Origin of the sequence: Ramlibacter tataouinensis (genome assembly GCF_001580455.1) — a bacterium.
Lineage (GTDB): Bacteria > Pseudomonadota > Gammaproteobacteria > Burkholderiales > Burkholderiaceae_C > Ramlibacter > Ramlibacter tataouinensis_B.
On record NZ_CP010951.1, the window covers coordinates 1,387,606 to 1,404,748 of the forward strand.

Sequence of the window (17,143 nt, forward strand, 5' to 3'; positions counted from 1 at the left end):
TCGTCATGAACCGCAATCTCGAATCTGCCCTGATCATCACCGGAACGGCCGCTGCTGCCCTCGCCTTCGCCGCGATGACGAGCGCCGGCGCCTACGCCGAAGACATCACGATCGACACCGCGCCCTTCGTCAGCTCGAAGACCCGCGCGGAAGTCCGCGCCGAGGTCATGGGGCAAGCGGAACAACTCCGGATGGCCTATGGCGAAGCGCCGGCCGACACGCCCTTCCAGAGCAGCCTCTCGCGCGAACAAGTGCGCGACGAGTACATCGGCTCGCGCGACGAAGTGAGGGCGCTCACCGGTGAGGACAGTGGCTCGTCCTACCTCGCCTCCAAGCCCGCCCGCCACGACCTGATGATGGCCGGCTCCCAGCGCTGAAACGCCCGGCAGTCCCAGCCAACTCTCCGACCGGGACTGCCAGGTCTGCTGACGGTGAATGTGACCAAGGACCTGCCACGAAGCCGCCGCCACGTTGGCCAGTCCCAGAGACAAGGAGCGGCAAAGGAGTCAAGGACATGCTGACCTACCAGGCCTTTACCCTCACAGCCGTAGCCGCTGCCCTCGCTGCCACGGCCATTGCCAGCTGGCATCACACCGATGCAGAAGTTCCGAAACCGAACGTGCAGAGCGAGCGATCACACGAAGGGCCCGGGGACACCAACGCGCAGGCAGCCTACCTGCCGTCGTTCTTCGTCGAAGAACAACGGTCAGCCCCCATCGAGCCCATGCCACCGCAGTTCTGAGACGCCGTTCAACGGTCGATGCCAATAAAAGGCGGCCCTGCGGCTTGCTGCGGGGCCGTCGAACAGGCGGATCGCGCAGATCTACCTGGACTCCCCGCCCCCGCCCTTCCGGAGCGGCGCCAGCAAGTGCTTCAGCCCGTTGTGGTCGATCTCATGCATGAGGGCGAGCAGGCGCCCCAGTTCCCCCGGCGGAAACCCCTCGCGCGCGAACCAGTTCAGGTAGCCTCCCGGCAGGTCGGCAATCAAAGTGCCCTTGTGCTTGCCGTAAGGCATCTGCACCTGCACCAGCCGCGTCAATGCATCCGTCATGGGCTGCATTGTCAAGGCTGATTCGCCGGCGTCAGTTGTGCTGATCCTGCGCGGAGGTCGTGAAGTGATCCTGTCCCCCACTCTGTTGACCGCCCTGCAATTGGCCGTGCGCGCGTCCCTGGCGGCGGCGCTGGGCGTGGCCATCGCACACCTTCTCCGGCTGCAGTACCCGCTCTATGCGCTGGTCGGCGCAGTGATCGTCACCGACATCTCGCCGGTGCAAACGCGCGAACTGGCCTGGCGGCGGCTGGCGGGGACGGTGGTGGGGGCAGTCGCGGGCGCCGTGTTCACTCAATTCCTCCCCGCAGGTCCAATCGCCATCGGAGCCAGCATCCTGGTGGCCATGTTCATCAGCGGCCTGCTCCGCCTGCAGCCGGCCGCCAAGATTGCCGGCTACGTCTGCGGCATCGTTGTGCTCGAACACGGCGACCAGCCCTGGGTGTACGCGCTGTTTCGCTTCGCCGAAACGGTGCTCGGCATCGGCATGGCAGTGCTGGTGAGCTTTGTGCCCAAGCTGATCAAGATCGAGCCGCCGAAGAGCGTCGATTCCTGACGCTGGCTCTACTTCAACTCCGCGAGCAGGCTGGGTCAGGAATTCCCGCCCTGCCAGCGCTGCCTGGTCGGGTTTTCTCCGATTCCTGCTGATGAGCTTTGAACTTACAGTTGTGTAACTTACAGGTTCGCAACTTGTAAGCCCAAAGGATTGGCCCAGTCGGAGTTTTGACCCTGGCCCTCGGGAAGCGAGGGCGTGCATTCAAGTAGGAACTGAAATTGAGAAAGCTCACCGCCTTGTTAGGCTGCCTCGTGCTGACGTCACTCGCCGGTTGCGGTGGCAACGGTGGCAGCAGCGAACCGCCAGTCGCAGCCGCACCTGCCACACCGCCCCTTCTCGTGGGGGCCGCGAGCGAAAGTCTTCTGCCGACGGTGAATGGCGGGCGCGCCTATCTCGCGAGCGCGCCGGGTTGGCCTGCAGCCTCCAAGCTGAACCCGGACAACCCCGGCGTGTTCGTCCCCGCATGGGACCAGGGGGTGATCAATGTCGGCAATGGCAACAGCGACGGATCGTGGGTTCATGACGACATTCGCGTCACTGCCGTTGCGATGGAGCGTGATGGGAAGCGCCTGATCCTGATCACCAACAACACCTACATGATCCTGAAGGCGGACGTCGACGAAATCTCGCAGCGCATCCATGCCGCGCTGCCCACCAAGTGGGCGGACGCGGAAGTGCTGATCTCGTCCTCGCACAACCACCACGGTCCCGAAACGGCGTTCGGCCCGAACCCCAAGTGGTTCGAGATGGCGGCAGGGCAGTTCGTCAAGGCGGCGGTGGCTGCTGCGGCAGCGGTCGAACCGGCGACGGCCTCGGTGGCCAACGGCGTGCACAACTACGGAACGTTCGATCAGCGCGATCCGCTCATCTATGACAACCGGCTCAACGTGCTGGCGTTCGACTCCAGCGCGACGGGCAGGTCGATCGCCACCATGGTGCAGTGGAACTCGCATCCCGAGACCACCCTGGGATGGACGCCGCCTGCCCCCGCCGGTCTGACCGAAGCTTGCGCCACCAAGGGCTGGACCGGAAGCAAGTGCACGACGAAGGACCGGTACTTCACCGGCGACTTCGTCGGTGTACTCGAAACACGACTGAAGGCAAGTCGCGGCGGGGAAGTCGCGTACTTCAACGGTGCCCTGGGCGTCCTCGCGAGCCCGCTGCATGCCTCGACCTGGGTGGTTGACAAGGACCACCCGGTGGGCAACGGAACGACTGTTCCGGCCGGGGCGGTCCCGCTGGCCACCTGCACCAAGACCAACCAGTATGAGTGCCAGTCCTTTGCCAAGACCGAGTCCGTCGGCAACGAATTGGCCAACGCCGTCACTGCGCTGCTGGCTACCCGTCGCGTCACGCCCTTCCAGACCATCACGGTTCGCAAGCAGGAGTTCTACAGCCGCCTGACCAACCTCGGCTTCCGCGCGCTGATCGCTACGGGCGGGCTCGGCTGGAAGCCCATGCCGTCCTACAACTGCACCGGCAAGCCGTTCACCGATGCCAACTGCGTCGCCGCGGCGGCGACCGAGACGGTCAGCGATCCGGTGCTGACGCCGGCCATGGGCCTGCGCCTGTCCAAGGGCGACGTCCTGAAGTCGCGCGTGGCGCATGTCAGTTTCGGTGACGTGGGCATGCTGTTCGTCCCGGGTGAACTGCCCGGCGAACTGGTGGTGGGTTTGCCGAGCGATTTCACGACCGCGTCCTCCAAGTACTTCACGGCACCGGCCGAGCATGTCGCGGCGGACAAGTTCGCGATTCCCGGCAACTACCTGTCGCTCGTCAAGGAGCCCGTCACGTTCTTCGTCGGTTTGGGTACGGACGAACTGGGCTACTTCGTGCCGGCTTCGGACTACCGCCTGCAGTGCCACGCGATTTCCCTTTCCGCGGTGCCGGGCGCCAGCTGCGCCGACCTGGCGGCTCGCGGTGTCATCGAGTCGCCCACCTGGATCGGTGGCCTCAAGTGCCAGAAGGTGTTCGATGACCCGGCATTCTTCGCCGCGCTGGGCGCGGACGGTCCGGCCGTCAAGGCGATCTGCTACTACGGGCAGGTCGTGGGCTCCCAGATCGCGAAGCCGGCCGGCCACTATGAGGAAACCAATGCCGCCGGATGGGACCTGGTGGATGACCTCTGGGCTGCAACCGTGAAGATGTTCGCAACGAAGTAAGCCCCAAGCCGGGCCGGGATCGGGTGGAAAGCACTCGATCCCGGCTCTTTTCTTTTGAGCGAGGCCGATGACGTTCGGAACCGCCGCCAGGGGAATCCGTCGCTGCTCCTGGCAGACAGCAGGCGCGAAGTCGCGATCCTGCGGCCTGACACAATACCGACCCGGACCGCCCCATTCGAAAGCGCCTCATTGAATCCCCCCAGGCCAAAGAAGATCAGACTGCCGCGTGCCGAGCGTGCGCTGCAGATCATGGGCGTTGCGCTCGAACTGTTCATCTCCAAGGGCTACCAAGGCACGTCGATGGAAGACATCGCCGAGGCTGCCGGCGTCTCCCGCCCCATCGTCTATAACCTCTTCGGCTCGAAGGACGCCATTTACCTGGCCTGCCTGCGGGATGCCCGGCAACAGCTCGATGAGCGCCTGGCGGAGGCGGCCAGCGCGCACGCCAATGGCCAGGCGCGCTTGCGCGCGGGCATCGACGGCTACTTTCGCTTCGTCGAACAGGACCGCGCGGCGTGGCGCCTGCTGTTCGGGGGCGGCGCCGCGGTGGCCGGGCCCGTCGTCGGCGAGGCCAGGCAACTGCGGTTCGACACGGTGGCAAAGATCACGGCCCTACTCTCCCCGCTCATGCCCCAGATCGCGCTCACCGAGGTCCAGATGCAGGCCCACGCACTCTCTGGAGCGGCAGAACAGCTGGCGAAGTGGTGGATCGAAAACGAAAACGTCGAGCGGCCCGTCGTCGTGGATCTCCTGACGAACCTGATGCTGCGCGGATTCGAGCCAAGCTTCTCGAGTTGAACCCATCGGCGGCGTGCGGCCGTGTCGGCACCTCTCCTACATCGCAATAGCCCCTGGACGGCGCGGCGTCACCCGGCAAGTGCTTAGGCTGACTGTTCGCACTTCAAGGAGGATTCCATGCAGATGAGCGAACTGAAGCAACGGGTCGACCGTATCGAGCAATGCGCCGATGACGCCGAACAGGCCATGCGAGCCGGATCGGTGCCGGCGGACCTGCGCCAGCGCGTCGACACGATGCACCAACAGGCCAGGCAACTGCAGCAGGCTTGCAGCAGCAGCGGCGGACAGCAGCAAGGCGACGCGAGCCGATTGCGCGACATGGTCGCGCAGCTCGAAGAGACCGGCGACCGCGCCATGGACGCCTGCCGCCAGGCGCGCGATGTCGATTCGCGCCTGCAGCAGGCCGTGCAACGGGCACACCAGGAAGCTTCCAGCCTGAAGAAGGAAGTTCAGATGGGCTGAGCGCCGGCGCGGTTCACGCCGCGCCCGGCCGCGGCTACGCGAGCCGTGCTTCGGACACTGAATCCCGAGCACGCCGGGCCGGTCTTTACCTGCCCCTCACATTCGGCCGACGCTTGGCCGCTAGCATCCGTGCATGAAGAAGGTCATCCGCATGCGATCGATCGCGGTCGCCCTCACGCTCGGTGCTTTGGCGCTGGCAGCCAGTTCGCAAGGCTACCCTGGCGGCGGCGGGATGAACCACAGTCGCAGCATCAACCACGCGGACCCGCGCGGTGATGCAGCCGGGATGCGCGAACCGGCGCTGCGGCCGCACGTCCTGGGCCTTTTCGCCGCGGCGCTCGCGAAGGAAGCACCCTCGCTGGCACTCACGCCCGCAGCCGCGGCGGCCACGAGCGATTTCGTACGCGATCTCAAGGACTTCGCCGCGCTGGATGACCGGCATGTTCGGGACCGCGTGGGCTTGATGCGGACGGTGCACGCCGCCGTCGACCTCAAGCGCGATCTGACCGAATCGCAGGCCTACGCGCGCGAATAGGCCGAAGCCTCGTCCGATCTGATGGCGCGCTGGGCCAAGCTTCAAGAGCTGCTCGACCCGGCGCAGCGCGAACGGGTCGAGGCGATCTATGGGGCGACGCTGCTCGACAGCCGAAGGCCGCCGGGCGAACGCGGCTGAGGACGTCTGCTCACTTCGCCGGTTTCTTCGGCGACCTGCGCGCGGCCTCCAGCGCGGCGGCCTTCTCCGCATGCTTCTCGGCGCGCGTCCTGCGCGGCTTGGGCTTCTTGACGTCCTTGGCATCCTTCGCTTCCTTGGTAGCCTTCGGCTTGTCCTTGGCCTGCGCGTGATGCGTGCGCAGCATCCGGTCGGCGGCGCTGGGCTTGGGCTGCGACGCCTGCGCCTGGCGCTTGTCCCGCTCTTCCTTCAGCAGCCGGCGCTCCTCGGTCAGGGCCTGCTCGGCCTCCGACGGCTGGTCGGCCTTCGTACGGCTCATCATGGCCCGATGCAGCGCTTGGCCGTTCTCAGAAATCCGCTTGGTCAACGATGCAGTACGAATCGGCATTTGGCGGTTCCTCATGGTGGGACGGAAAGCCACTGTAGGCCAACCCGGCACGGTTCAGGCCATGTCCGCGCGCGGACATGTAAACGGGCGGGCACGCGCTGTCGCAAAAGCTGAGACACTGCCCGCCGGATGACGACCGCCCGGCCGCTGACGCCCCTCACTGTTGCCTTTGCCGGCCTCATCGCGCTCGGCGTGGCGATGGGCATCGGCCGCTTCGCGTTCACGCCGCTCCTGCCCCTGATGCTGGCAGAGCACTCGGTGGACCTCACCGGCGCCAGCCTGCTGGCCAGTGCCAACTACCTGGGGTATCTCATCGGTGCCGTGGCCTGCACGTCCCAGCCCTGGATCTGGCGCCGCTGCGGATGGGCCAGCACCGTCAACGGGCCCCGGTTGGTGCGCGGCGGGCTGGTCGCCACGGTCCTGCTGACGCTGGGCATGGCCCTGCAGCTGCCGGCGGCGTGGACCCTGCTGCGCTTCGCCGCCGGCGTGGCCAGCGCCGTCGTCTTCCTCTACACCTCGGGCTTCTGCCTCGAGCAGCTGGCGCGCCGGGGCGTGCCGGCCATGGGCGCGCTGATCTATGTCGGGCCCGGCCTGGGCATCGTCGCCAGCGGGCTGGCAGCAACCGTGCTGGTGCAGCTGCAGGCGCCCGCCGCCGCAGGCTGGCTCACCTTTGGATTGCTGGCCGCGCTGCTGACGGCCGCCGTGTGGCGCGTCTTCGACCTGACCCGCGGCCTCGCGGCGCCGGCACCGGCCGCCGGGCATGCGGCCCACGGCCAGGACTTGCCGCAAGCCTCCGCCGGCGCCAGCGAGATGAGCCTGCTCACGCTGGCCTACGGACTCGCCGGCATCGGCTACATCATCACTGCGACTTTCCTGCCCGTGATTGCACGCCAGACCTTGCCCGGGTCGCACTGGCTGGACCTGTTCTGGCCCTTGTTCGGCGTCGGCGTGATGCTCGGGGCGCTGGGCGCGTCGAGGTTGAAGCCCCAGGCTGACCTGCGCTTGCGGCTGGCGGTCTGCTACCTGCTGCAGGCCGCCGGGGTGGCTGCCAGCCTCGTGAGCCCGACGCTGGCCGGCTTCGCGGCCGGCAGCCTGTTGCTGGGACTGCCCTTCACCGCCATTTCCTTTTTTGCGATGCAGGAAGCGCGCCGGGTGCAGCCCTTGCAAGCCACCAGCTTCATGGGCCTGCTCACCGCCTCGTACGGGCTCGGCCAGATCCTGGGGCCACCGCTGGCCGCCGGGCTGGTGGCGCGCAGTGCGAGCGCGGCCGCAGGATTCAGCACCTCGCTGTGGATCGCCACCGGGCTGCTGGTGCTTGGCGCCGCGCTGTACCTGCTGATCGCGCACCGGCACCCCATGGCACGGCGCTGAGTTACTCAGGGCACCGCAACGTCCAGAGCGCCGCGCCAATCAGCGCGACACCGCACATTGCAACGGGCTGAGATGGCACGGCGTCCGGGCGCCAGCGAGCGTCAGCGAGGGGGCTGAAGGGCTGTCCCTGGATCGTCACGGCGCTGTCACACCGCCTGCATACCGTTCAGCTACTTCGTAACGGTTGAGATACACATGATGCCCTCTCCTTCCAAGCTGCGGCCGCTCGTGGCCGTGTCCCTGCTGGCGCTGCTCGGCGCCTGCGGCGGCGGCGACGATGCACCGCCGGCGCTCGCCGCGGTCCCCTTCGATACTCCCGCCCTCGCGTTCACCGCGCCGAACCAGACCTACGACATCTCGAACTACATCCAGACCGGCCGCTACAGCCTGCCGGTCGGCAGTGGGACCAACCTGCTGGCCGAGGAAGCCTCGGGCGTGACCTACAACAAGGACACCGACACGCTGTTCGTCGTGGGCGATGGCGGCACCTCCATCGCCCAGGTGACCAAGCAGGGCGTGCTGGTCGACTCCATGACGCTGGCGCAAGACCCGTCCAAGGCCGAGTGCTGCCAGGGCACCTACTTCTACGACCCGGAGGGCATCGCCTACATCGGCAACGGCAAGTTCGTGCTGGTCGAAGAGCGCTTCCGCCAGGTCAACGAGTTCACCTACGTGCCGAACACGACCCTCGACGGCAGCAAGGTGCGCACGGCCAAGCTCGGCACGACCATCGGCAACATCGGCATCGAGGGGATCAGTTTCGATCCGTCCACCAACGGCTATGTGGCCGTCAAGGAATCGGGCCCCATGGGCGTGTTCCACACGACCATCGATTTCGCCACGGGCGCGGCGTCGAACGGCTCCGCCAGCGCGGAAAACGCCATCAACCTGTTCGATCCGGCGAAGATCGGATTCACCGCCATCAACGATGTGTTCGCGCTGTCCAACATCGTCGCGTCCAGCGCGCCCGACTACGGCCACCTGCTGATCCTGAGCGCACCGGCCGGCAAGGTAGTGAAGATGGACCGCAGCGGCAACCTGCTCGGCACGCTGGACGTGGGCTCGGCCGCCCAGAACGAAGGGATGGTGATGGACGCCAGCGGCAACCTCTACGTCGTCAGCGAAGTCGGCGGCGGCGCCGGCAAGCCCGAGATGCTGGTGTTCGCGCCGACGGCGAGCAAGGCCGCGATCGGCCTGGGGTCCAACCTGTACCTGACCTTCAACCAGAACGTGGTCGCCGGCACCGGCAGCATCACGATCAGCAACGGCGCCGGCGACACCCGCACCATCGCCGTCACCGACAGCTCCCAGGTCACGATCTCCGGCAAGACGGTAACGATCAATCCCGCCATCGACCTGCAGGCCGGCTCCAGCTACAGCCTCACCTACGCTGCCGGCGTGTTCAAGGACAGCCTGGGCAATACCGCGCCGGCCGTCGCCAGCACCAGTACCTTCAGTTTCACCGCCGCCGGATCGCTGGACAGCACGCCGCCGACGCTCGTGTCCACCAGCCCCGTCGACAACGCGACCGGCATCACCAGCAGCCGGATCCTGCTCAACTTCAACGAGCGGGTGGTCGCCGGCAGCGGCAACATCATCATCAGCAACGGCACGGACACGCGCACCATTGCCGTGGGTGACGCGACGCAGGTCAGCTTCAGCGGCAACACCGCCAACATCAACCCGGGCGCCGACCTGCTCAAGGGCACGACCTACAGCGTGACGCTTGCCAGCGGGGTCATCCGCGACGCCGCCGGCAACCCGTTCGCCGGCATCACCTCGACCACGACGCTGAACTTCGCGACCGCCGCGGCGCCGGACGCCACGCCCAAGGTGCTGATCACGGAGGTGAACTCCAACGCCAACGGCGGCGACTTCATGGAGCTGTACAACTACGGCACCACGCCGATCGACCTCACCGGCTGGAAGTGGGACGACGATTCCGCCTCGTTCTCCGATGCGGGCAACGCCGCCTTCCCGGCCGTGACGCTTCCGGCCGGCGCGCGCCTGGTGGTCGTGAACACCACCGACGTCGCCGCCTTCCGGGCCGCATGGGGCCTGGGCGCCTCGGTCCCGGTGATCGGCACCGGCGGCCCGGGCCTGGGGAACGGCGACATGATCGTACTGTTCGACACGAGCGGCAAGGCCGTGACCTGGTTCAACTACAGCGGCGGCTCCAAGACCGCGAGCGACGGCACCGCGATCGGCGCCGCCGGCGCGTCGAGTGGCGTCACCGCCACGATGCCGAACCATGCGGGCGCCGCCTTCGGCGGCAGCGCGGTGTCATCGGCCGTGTGGGACGGCGTGTCGACCTCCTCGCCGACCTACCGCGCCGCAACCGTGGGTGTGCTCGGCGGGTTCGCGCAACCCGCGGCCGCGACCGCCATCGGTTCGCCGGGCCAGTGACCCGCCGGGCTGGGGAGCCCGTGCCGGCGGCCCCGCCTTAGAGCAGAGCGCCGTCAACCGGCGGCGCCGGCCAGTTCGAGGGCAGCGAGCACATTGCGCGCTGCGCCCAGACCCATGTTGACGTAGGCGTCGCCGGTCACCCCGCCGATGTGGGGGCTGAGGATGATGTTCGGCTCAGCCTGGAACGGATGCGGCACGGCCAGGGGCTCCACGGCGAAGCTGTCCAGGCCCGCGGCGGCGACTTGCCCCGAGCGGACGGCTGCCAGCAGCGCGGCTTCGTCGATGAGACCGCCGCGCGCCGTGTTCACCAGCAGCACGCCGCGTTTGCAAGCCCGCAGCGCCGGTGCATTCACCAGCTCGCGGTTCACCGGCGTCAGCGGGCAGTGCAGCGAGATCGCATCGGACTCGCACCAAAGGGTGGCCAGGTCCACGGCGCGGACGAACGGCGGCAGGTCCCGCGCGAACGGGTCGTGGCCGATCACCTTCATGCCCAGCGCATCGCACATGCGCGCGAAGCGCTGGCCGATGGCGCCGAGTCCCACCAGGCCGATGGTGCGGCCGTTCAGTTCCACGCTCTTGTGCGTCGCCTTGTCCCAGTGGCCGGCACGCATGCGGGCGTCGAGGCGCACGACCGATTTGGCGCAGGCGAGCAGCAGCGCCAGGGCCTGCTCGGCAACCGCTGCCGCGTTCGCGCCCGCCGCCGCGCGCACCTCGATGCCGCGAGCCCTGGCGGCTTCCTGGTCGATGGTGTCCGTGCCGCTGCCGTGCTTGGAGATGACGCGCAGCGAGGGCGCGGCGTCCATCACCGCGGCGCCGACCCCGCCGTATCGCACGATGATGGCCACCGGGTCGTGCTGGCGGCACAGGGCAACGAGGTCCGCTTCCTGCGGCGTCTTGCCCGCATAGACCACGTCGAAGTCCGCCAGCAGGGCCAGGGCCTGGGGCGCCAGGTCGGCCCCGGTGACGAGGACGGCGCGGCGCGGGCTCACAGGCTTTCCCCTTCCTTCAGCACGCCGGCCGTGCGCAGCGCCGCGGCCAGCCAGGCAGCGCTCGTGTTGCCCTCCCTGATCTGGGCGATGCGGGCGGACTCGTCCTCCACCTTCTTGCGTGCCAGCGGCAACAGGCCTTCGACACGCTCGCGCTCCACCACCACCACGCCGTCGGCATCGGCCAGCACGAGGTCACCCGAACGCACCGTCACGCCGCCGCAGGACACCGCATGGCCGATGCGGCCGGGGACGTTCTTGGTCGGGCCGTTGGGATTGGTGCCCACCGAAAACACCGGGAAGTCCATCTCGTCGATCTCGAGGGTGTCGCGCACGGCGCCGTCGATCACCACGCCGGCCAGTCCACGCTGCTGGCAGGCGCTCATCATGATGGTGCCCATGAGGGCCGCCGTCCGGTCGCCCTTGCCGTCGATGACGAGCACGTCGCCGGGCCGGGCGAGCGCGATGGCGGCGTGGATCATCAGGTTGTCGCCGGGGCGCACATCCACCGTCAGCGCCGGGCCGGCCAGTTTCATGCGCGGCCGCAGCGCCGCGATGCGGCCGTGGAAAGCCCCGCGGCGCCCCGCCACGTCGGCGAGGACGGCAGCCTGGAATTGGGCGGCCTGGCGCACCAGGTCCGGGGACACGCGCTCGAAGTCGCGGACGATGTCTGTGTTCATACGGGTCTTTCCTGGGTGAAGGCACCCCCGCCGGCGCCGCTGCGGGCCGGCATGGGAGGGGGGCGGGAAGCGTGTGCCGCTCTGCCAGGCGGCCGCCGGAAGTCAGTCGAGCTTGGCGCCCGATTCCTTGACGATCTTTCCCCAGCGGGAGATGTCGTCCTGGATCAGCTTGGCGAACTGCTCGGGCGTGCTGCCGGCCACGTCCGCGCCCTGGGCACCCAGCTTCTTCGCCAGCACGGGATCCTTCAGGGCCTTGTTAATGTCCGCATTCAGCTTGTCGACCACGTCTTTCGGCAGCTTGGCCGGGCCGAGGATGCCGAACCAGGTGACGGCCTCGAAACCCTTGTAGCCGGATTCGGCAATGGTCGGCACCTGCGGCAGGTCGTCGACGCGCGTCGACGAGGTCACGGCGATCGCCCGCACCTTGCCGCTCTTGATGTGCCCGATGAGCGTGGGAATGGTGGAGAAGTACAGCTGCACCTGGCCGCTGATCACGTCGGTGGCCCCCTGCGCCGCGCCTTTGTAGGGGATGTGCGTGAACTTGACGCCGGCGACCTTCTGGAATGACTCGGCCGCGAGGTGGCCCACGGTGCCGTTGCCGGCCGACGCGAAGTTGATGCTGCCCGGATGGGCCTTGGCTTCCTTCACCACGTCGGCCAGGGTGTGGAACGGCGAATTGGCGCTGGCGACGATCACCAGCGGCGAACTGGCCACCAGGCTGACCGGGGTCAGGTCCTTCAGCGGGTCATAGGGCAGCTTGGGATACAGCGTGGGGTTGATCGCCAGGTTGCTGGTCTGGCCCATCACCAGCGTGTAGCCGTCCGCGGGCGCCTTGGCCACGGCATCGACGCCGATGTTGCCGCCGGTGCCCGGCTTGTTGTCGATGACGAAGGTGTAGCCCGGGCCGCCCACCTTGTTGGCGACTTCGCGCGTGATGATGTCAGTGCCGCCGCCGGGCGGGAAAGGCACGATCAGGCGAATCGGCCGGCTGGGCCAGCCCTGCGCGAAGGCGGTCGAGGTGACGAGCGAGGCGGCCGCGATGGCGAAGGCCGCACGACGTGAAAGCTGCATGGGTGTGTCTCCAGTGGCGGCGCTTGCGGCGCCATGGAAGCACTGTAGATCGGCGTTGCGCAGCATACAATGCCGTTTCATACAACGGACCACGGTGCGGCATGCGCAACACGACAGCCAGGAAAGGGGACGCCGCCGGCGCGGAAGCAGGCGTGGCCGCGGTCACGCGGGCGCTGGCCCTGATGGAAGCGTTCGAAGTGGGCGAATCGACCTTGACCCTGGCCGAACTGAGCCGGCGCGCGGCCATGCACAAGACGACCGCGCTGCGGCTGGCCCGCACCCTCGCTCTGTCACGCTACATGGTGCAGACCGACGACGGCCAGTGGCGGCTCGGCCCCGCGGCCGGCTGGCTGGGTGCGCGCTACCACGCCGGCTTCGACGTGAACAACGTCGTCGAGCCGGCGCTGCACCAGCTGGTGAAGGAGACGGGGGAAAGCGCCTCCTTCTACGTGCGCGAAGGCGACATCCGCTCCTGCGTGGCCCGCGTGGAAGGGCCCCAGTCCGTGCGCCACAACGTTCGCATCGGCGAGCGCTTGCCCTTGAACAAGGGCGCTCCCGGCCGCGTGATCCTCGCGTTCAGCGGCGCCGCCGGAGAGCCCTACGAGTCCATCCGGGAGCGCGGCTTTCACATCTCGCTCGGCGAGCGCGAGGCGGAGGTCGCCAGCGTGGCCGCGCCGGTCTTCAGCCTGAACTGGCGCCTGCTCGGCTCGATGTGCATATCGGGCCCCAGTTCGCGCCTGACGAAAGCCAAGCTGGAGAAACACGCGAAAGTCGTCATGCGGGCCGCGAACCAGCTGTCCTATGCGCTGGCGGGAAGCCGGTCAGCGGCGACACCCGCGGCCGTCTCGCGCTGGCATCCCTGAGTGACGGCGCGCGCGAGCAGCGCGGTCTTGCTCTGCGGCACCGCCGCGGCATGCAGCCTATCGTTCAGTCACCTTACGCGGCGACCGCGAGCGGAGACGGGTTCGGCTCGTCCACCCGGTTCAGCCAGTCCTGATGAGCCGTTGGCGCCGCCGTGCACCGAGCCACGCCTCATCTGCAAGCGAACTCATGGGTTGCAAAAAGATGAATTGCTCCGCGAGGACTTGACCTACCATCAATGCCATCCTCTGGCCTACAGCCGGAGTTCAATGATGCCCTCTGCCAGCGGAGGTACGTCGTGCGGCCCACGGAAATCTGGTTCAGGTCCATGCTGCTCTGGGTCGCGGGCCTGCTCGCGTCCTCGCTGGCCGGCGCACAGTCCACCAGCGTCGTCGGCATCGTCGAAGGCAACGCCACCCTGATCCGCCAGACGATGCGCTACACGCTCGCCGAGGGCGTGGTGCTCAATGAGCAGGACATCGTCGAGACGGCACCCGGCGCCTTCGTGCAGGTCGAGCTTCCGGGGGGCCTCCTGGTCGGCCTCGGCGAATCGACGAAGGTGATGTTCCGGCCTCGCGTCGCCAAGGGCCTGGCTGCGATGCCGCTGTATTTGCTCCAGGGCTGGCTCAAGACCAGCGGCAGCGGGGCCTTCGGCTACACCAGCCCGGCCTTCGAGATCGCGACCCAGGCTGCCACCACGGTCGTCCACGCCACAGGCACGGAATACGCGGTCTTCCTCGAGAGCGGCAGCGCCAAGCTGGTGTCGCGCGATCGCGCGCACACGCTGCAGCTGGCCAGCGGCGACTTCGCTCAGCGGCGTGAAGGCGCCGCGCCGGCGGCCGGGCGCCGTCCCGCGCCCGAGTTCCTGGCCGCGCTGCCGCGGCAGTTCCGCGACCGGCTGCCCGCGCGCGGCGAGCAGCTGGCCAAGCGCAACGTCGCACCCAAGGCGCTCGGCGAGATCGCCTACACCGATGTGGCGCCCTGGCTGCGCACCGAGCCCGGGCTGCGCCTGCCGCTGCTGCCGCTGTGGAAGGCGCGCGCCTCTGACCTGACGTTTCGCGCGGCAGCCAAGTCCAACCTGGCGCTGCACCCCGAATGGGAGCCCTATGCCGATCCCGAAGGCTACGCCCGCCGAATGGCCGAGGAAGCCGAGCGGCGGCGCGAGCGCGAGGCGGCGCGGCAAGCCCAGCGGGCCGCCTCGGCAGCCAGCGCGCCCCGGCCGGCGGCGTCGACGGGAGCCAATCTCCGTGAACCGCCACGCGTCGCGCAGCAACACAGGGAGTAGCCAAACCACAGACTGGAGGGCGTGCCATGCGCCTGTTGCTCAAGTTCAACCTGATCTTCCTGCTTGTCTTCGTCGCCGGCGTGCTCGGCGCCGGCAAGGTCTCCCATGACATGCTGCAAAGCAATGCCAAACAGGAAGTGCTGGACCACGCGCGCCTGACGATGGAGAAGGCGACGGCGATCCGCGCCTATACCCAGGAACAGATCCGCCCGCTGCTCGAAACGCAGATGAAGTACACCTTCCTGCCGCAGACGGTGCCGGCCTACTCCGCCACCGAAGTGCTGGCGACGCTGGCCAAGACCTTCCCCGACTACACGTACAAGGAAGCGACCCTGAACCCGACCAACCCGCGCGACCGGGCCGTGGACTGGGAGGCCGACATCGTGAACCGCTTTCGCAACCAGGCCAACCAGAAGGAGTTCGTCGGCGAGCGCGAATCGGGCACCGGTCGCACGCTCTACATCGCGCGCCCCCTGCGCATCACCAACCCCGCCTGCCTGGCCTGCCACAGCACGGTCGAGGCGGCGCCGCGCACCCTGATCGACAAGTACGGTCCGGCCAACGGCTTCGGCTGGCAGATGAACGAAGTGATCGGCGCGCAGGTGGTGTCGGTGCCCATGTCGGTGCCGCTGGCGCGCGCCGAGCAGGCGTTCCGGGTGTTCATGGCCTCGCTCATCGGCATCTTCGTGGCCATCGGCATCGTGCTGAACCTGATGCTCTACCTGCTCGTGATCCGGCCGGTGACGGCGCTGTCGAAGCTGGCCAACCGCGTGAGCCTGGGCGAACAGGACGTGCCGCCCTTCGCGACCCGCCGGCGCGACGAGATCGGCAAGCTGGCGCAGGCCTTCGAGCGCATGCGCCACAGCCTCGACCAGGCGATGAAGATGCTCGACGCCTGAGGTCCACGCCGCGTATGCCCGCACCCGTCCCGTCGCATGTCGGTCCGTACCTGATCCGCGGGGTGATCGGCTCGGGCGCGATGGGCGTGGTGTACCTGGCGCACGACCCGGCCATCGACCGCGCGGTGGTGATCAAGACCATCCATCGGCGGCTGCTCGAATCGAGCGATGACGAACCGGGCGTGGCCGCGCGCTTCCGGGTGGAAGCGCAGGCGGCCGGGCGGCTGACGCATCGCAACATCGTCTCGGTCTACCAGTTCGGCGAAGACGAGGACTGCGCTTACATCGTGATGGAGTACGTCCCCGGGCGGAACCTGCGTGACTACATCCATGCGCCGCGCAAGCTCGACGTGCCGCAGGTCCTGTGCGTGATGCTGCAGCTCCTCGACGGCCTGCACTACGCCCACGAGCGCGGCGTGGTGCACCGTGACATCAAGCCGGCCAACCTGCTGATCGCGGACGACGGGCGGCTCAAGATCACCGACTTCGGCATCGCGCGCACCGAATCGTCGCAACTCACCCGCGCCAATTTCGTCGTCGGCTCTCCCGGCTACATCGCGCCCGAGCAGTACACCGACCGCAGCGTGGACCGGCGCGTCGATGTGTTCTCGGCCGGCGTGCTGCTCTACCAGATGCTCAGCGGCACGACGCCGTTTGCCGGCACCGACGAGGCGATCATGTACAAGATCGTCTACGAGCCGCACAAGCCCCTGACCGAGGTGACGAAGGACGCCGCGCTACAGCCCTTCGATGCGGTGATCGACCTGGCGCTGGCGAAGAATCCGGCGCAGCGCTATTCGAGCGCCCTGGCGATGCGAACGGCGCTGAAGCTGCTCGCCCCGGATGGCGTGCCGGACCTGCTTCCGGCCGAGATCGTGCTCCCGCCTGCGCTCGATGGATTCGAGGCGAGGCCGGGCGACTCGTCCGGCCCTGCCCGCCAGGCGCCGCCGGTCGCCTCGCAGCCCGGCTCGGCGCCGCCTTCCGCGGCCAGGTCGCAGCCCGGCACCGGCCCGCCTTCGGCGCCCGTGCCGACCGGCTGGGACAGCGAGGCGCTGGCCGAGATCGAACGCGAGCTGGCCGTGCATGTCGGCCCGGTGGCTCGCGTGGTGGTGCGCCGCGCGGCGCGGGGCTTGAGCTCGGTGGCGGCGGTCCGGCACGCCGTCGCGGCCACGATCATCGACATCGACGCGCGCGAGCGCTTCCTGGCCAAGGCGGGCGCGCTGCGCAAGAGCGCAGTCCCGGCCACGGCCGGCCAGGCCCCTGCCTCGACGGCCGGAGGGGAACCGGTCAGCGGGCTGCCGATGCAAGGCGGCGACGTCGACAAGGCGGCCGCCGCGCTCCTTCCTTCGCTGGGACCGATCGCGCGGGTCGTCGCCAAACGCTGCGCCGCGACCTCGAATACCCGTGAGCAATTTGTCGCCAGCGTGCTCGAACAGCTCGCGCCCAGCGTCGACGCCCGCCGCGTGCAGGCCGACCTGTGGCGCGCACTCGGTTGAGTTC

Annotated in this window: 18 protein-coding genes; 13 read left to right on the top strand and 5 right to left on the bottom strand. The window is 68.3% G+C overall.

Translation table 11 applies throughout. From position 1 onward, the window contains the following. The first annotated feature begins 5 nt into the window (after positions 1 to 5). Positions 6 to 377 (top strand): DUF4148 domain-containing protein, encoded by a 372-nt coding sequence (locus tag UC35_RS06685; protein WP_158513865.1) that lies wholly within the window; start codon positions 6 to 8, stop codon positions 375 to 377. A gap of 137 nt (positions 378 to 514) precedes the next feature. Next, positions 515 to 742: a hypothetical protein gene (locus UC35_RS23455; protein WP_145979361.1), complete on the top strand. Its 228-nt coding sequence runs from the start codon at positions 515 to 517 to the stop codon at positions 740 to 742. 81 nt (positions 743 to 823) lie between these two features. Here UC35_RS23455 and UC35_RS06690 read toward each other — a convergent pair whose 3' ends face one another. Continuing rightward, positions 824 to 1,051, bottom strand: a complete 228-nt coding sequence (locus tag UC35_RS06690; RefSeq protein ID WP_145979362.1) for a DUF3820 family protein — start codon at positions 1,049 to 1,051, stop codon at positions 824 to 826. Positions 1,052 to 1,088: 37 nt separating this feature from the next. Here UC35_RS06690 and UC35_RS06695 point away from each other — a divergent pair, with 37 nt between their 5' ends. From UC35_RS06695 to UC35_RS06715, 5 genes are all read left to right on the top strand, one after another. Further along, positions 1,089 to 1,604 carry an FUSC family protein gene (locus UC35_RS06695; RefSeq protein WP_061497408.1) on the top strand — a complete coding sequence of 172 codons (516 nt, stop codon included), beginning with the start codon at positions 1,089 to 1,091 and terminating at the stop codon, positions 1,602 to 1,604. A gap of 449 nt (positions 1,605 to 2,053) precedes the next feature. Further along, positions 2,054 to 3,766 (top strand): hypothetical protein, encoded by a 1,713-nt coding sequence (locus tag UC35_RS06700; RefSeq protein WP_145979363.1) that lies wholly within the window; start codon positions 2,054 to 2,056, stop codon positions 3,764 to 3,766. Positions 3,767 to 4,015: 249 nt separating this feature from the next. Then, on the top strand, positions 4,016 to 4,564 hold the full coding sequence (locus tag UC35_RS06705; protein ID WP_061497412.1) for a TetR/AcrR family transcriptional regulator: 549 nt from the start codon (positions 4,016 to 4,018) through the stop codon (positions 4,562 to 4,564). 117 nt (positions 4,565 to 4,681) lie between these two features. Beyond that, complete coding sequence (locus tag UC35_RS06710) at positions 4,682 to 5,026, top strand: hypothetical protein (RefSeq protein ID WP_061497413.1); 345 nt, start codon at positions 4,682 to 4,684, stop codon at positions 5,024 to 5,026. Positions 5,027 to 5,159: 133 nt separating this feature from the next. Continuing rightward, positions 5,160 to 5,561 carry a hypothetical protein gene (locus UC35_RS06715; protein ID WP_061497415.1) on the top strand — a complete coding sequence of 134 codons (402 nt, stop codon included), beginning with the start codon at positions 5,160 to 5,162 and terminating at the stop codon, positions 5,559 to 5,561. 148 nt (positions 5,562 to 5,709) lie between these two features. On the opposite strand, the gene UC35_RS06720 is transcribed toward UC35_RS06715, so the two are convergent. Further along, on the bottom strand, positions 5,710 to 6,018 hold the full coding sequence (locus UC35_RS06720; RefSeq protein WP_145979364.1) for a hypothetical protein: 309 nt from the start codon (positions 6,016 to 6,018) through the stop codon (positions 5,710 to 5,712). Positions 6,019 to 6,213: 195 nt separating this feature from the next. Here UC35_RS06720 and UC35_RS06725 point away from each other — a divergent pair, with 195 nt between their 5' ends. Together UC35_RS06725 and UC35_RS06730 are read left to right on the top strand one after the other, a co-directional pair. Beyond that, positions 6,214 to 7,455 carry a YbfB/YjiJ family MFS transporter gene (locus UC35_RS06725; RefSeq protein WP_061497419.1) on the top strand — a complete coding sequence of 414 codons (1,242 nt, stop codon included), beginning with the start codon at positions 6,214 to 6,216 and terminating at the stop codon, positions 7,453 to 7,455. Between the two features lie 195 nt (positions 7,456 to 7,650). Beyond that, positions 7,651 to 9,861, top strand: coding sequence for an SdiA-regulated domain-containing protein (locus UC35_RS06730; protein ID WP_227820481.1), 2,211 nt, complete (start codon positions 7,651 to 7,653; stop codon positions 9,859 to 9,861). Between the two features lie 53 nt (positions 9,862 to 9,914). On the opposite strand, the gene UC35_RS06735 is transcribed toward UC35_RS06730, so the two are convergent. From UC35_RS06735 to UC35_RS06745, 3 genes are all read right to left on the bottom strand, one after another. After that, the gene (locus UC35_RS06735) at positions 9,915 to 10,850 is read right to left on the bottom strand and encodes an NAD(P)-dependent oxidoreductase (protein ID WP_061497421.1); all 936 of its coding nucleotides are present in this window, start codon (positions 10,848 to 10,850) and stop codon (positions 9,915 to 9,917) included. Then, positions 10,847 to 11,527 carry a methyltransferase gene (locus UC35_RS06740; protein ID WP_061497423.1) on the bottom strand — a complete coding sequence of 227 codons (681 nt, stop codon included), beginning with the start codon at positions 11,525 to 11,527 and terminating at the stop codon, positions 10,847 to 10,849. The genes UC35_RS06735 and UC35_RS06740 overlap by 4 nt, the downstream gene beginning before the upstream one ends. A gap of 102 nt (positions 11,528 to 11,629) precedes the next feature. Then, positions 11,630 to 12,598 (bottom strand): Bug family tripartite tricarboxylate transporter substrate binding protein, encoded by a 969-nt coding sequence (locus tag UC35_RS06745; protein ID WP_061497425.1) that lies wholly within the window; start codon positions 12,596 to 12,598, stop codon positions 11,630 to 11,632. Positions 12,599 to 12,699: 101 nt separating this feature from the next. On the opposite strand from UC35_RS06745, the gene UC35_RS06750 reads away from it, so the two are divergent. The 4 genes from UC35_RS06750 to UC35_RS06765 all read left to right on the top strand — a co-directional run bounded on the left by UC35_RS06750 (position 12,700) and on the right by UC35_RS06765 (position 17,139). Beyond that, complete coding sequence (locus UC35_RS06750; protein WP_061497427.1) at positions 12,700 to 13,461, top strand: IclR family transcriptional regulator; 762 nt, start codon at positions 12,700 to 12,702, stop codon at positions 13,459 to 13,461. A 326-nt stretch (positions 13,462 to 13,787) separates the two neighbouring features. Next, on the top strand, positions 13,788 to 14,744 hold the full coding sequence (locus UC35_RS06755; RefSeq protein WP_061497428.1) for a hypothetical protein: 957 nt from the start codon (positions 13,788 to 13,790) through the stop codon (positions 14,742 to 14,744). A 26-nt stretch (positions 14,745 to 14,770) separates the two neighbouring features. Beyond that, positions 14,771 to 15,643: a DUF3365 domain-containing protein gene (locus tag UC35_RS06760; RefSeq protein ID WP_061497431.1), complete on the top strand. Its 873-nt coding sequence runs from the start codon at positions 14,771 to 14,773 to the stop codon at positions 15,641 to 15,643. 14 nt (positions 15,644 to 15,657) lie between these two features. Next, the gene (locus tag UC35_RS06765; RefSeq protein ID WP_061497433.1) at positions 15,658 to 17,139 is read left to right on the top strand and encodes a serine/threonine-protein kinase; all 1,482 of its coding nucleotides are present in this window, start codon (positions 15,658 to 15,660) and stop codon (positions 17,137 to 17,139) included. Positions 17,140 to 17,143: the final 4 nt, after the last annotated feature.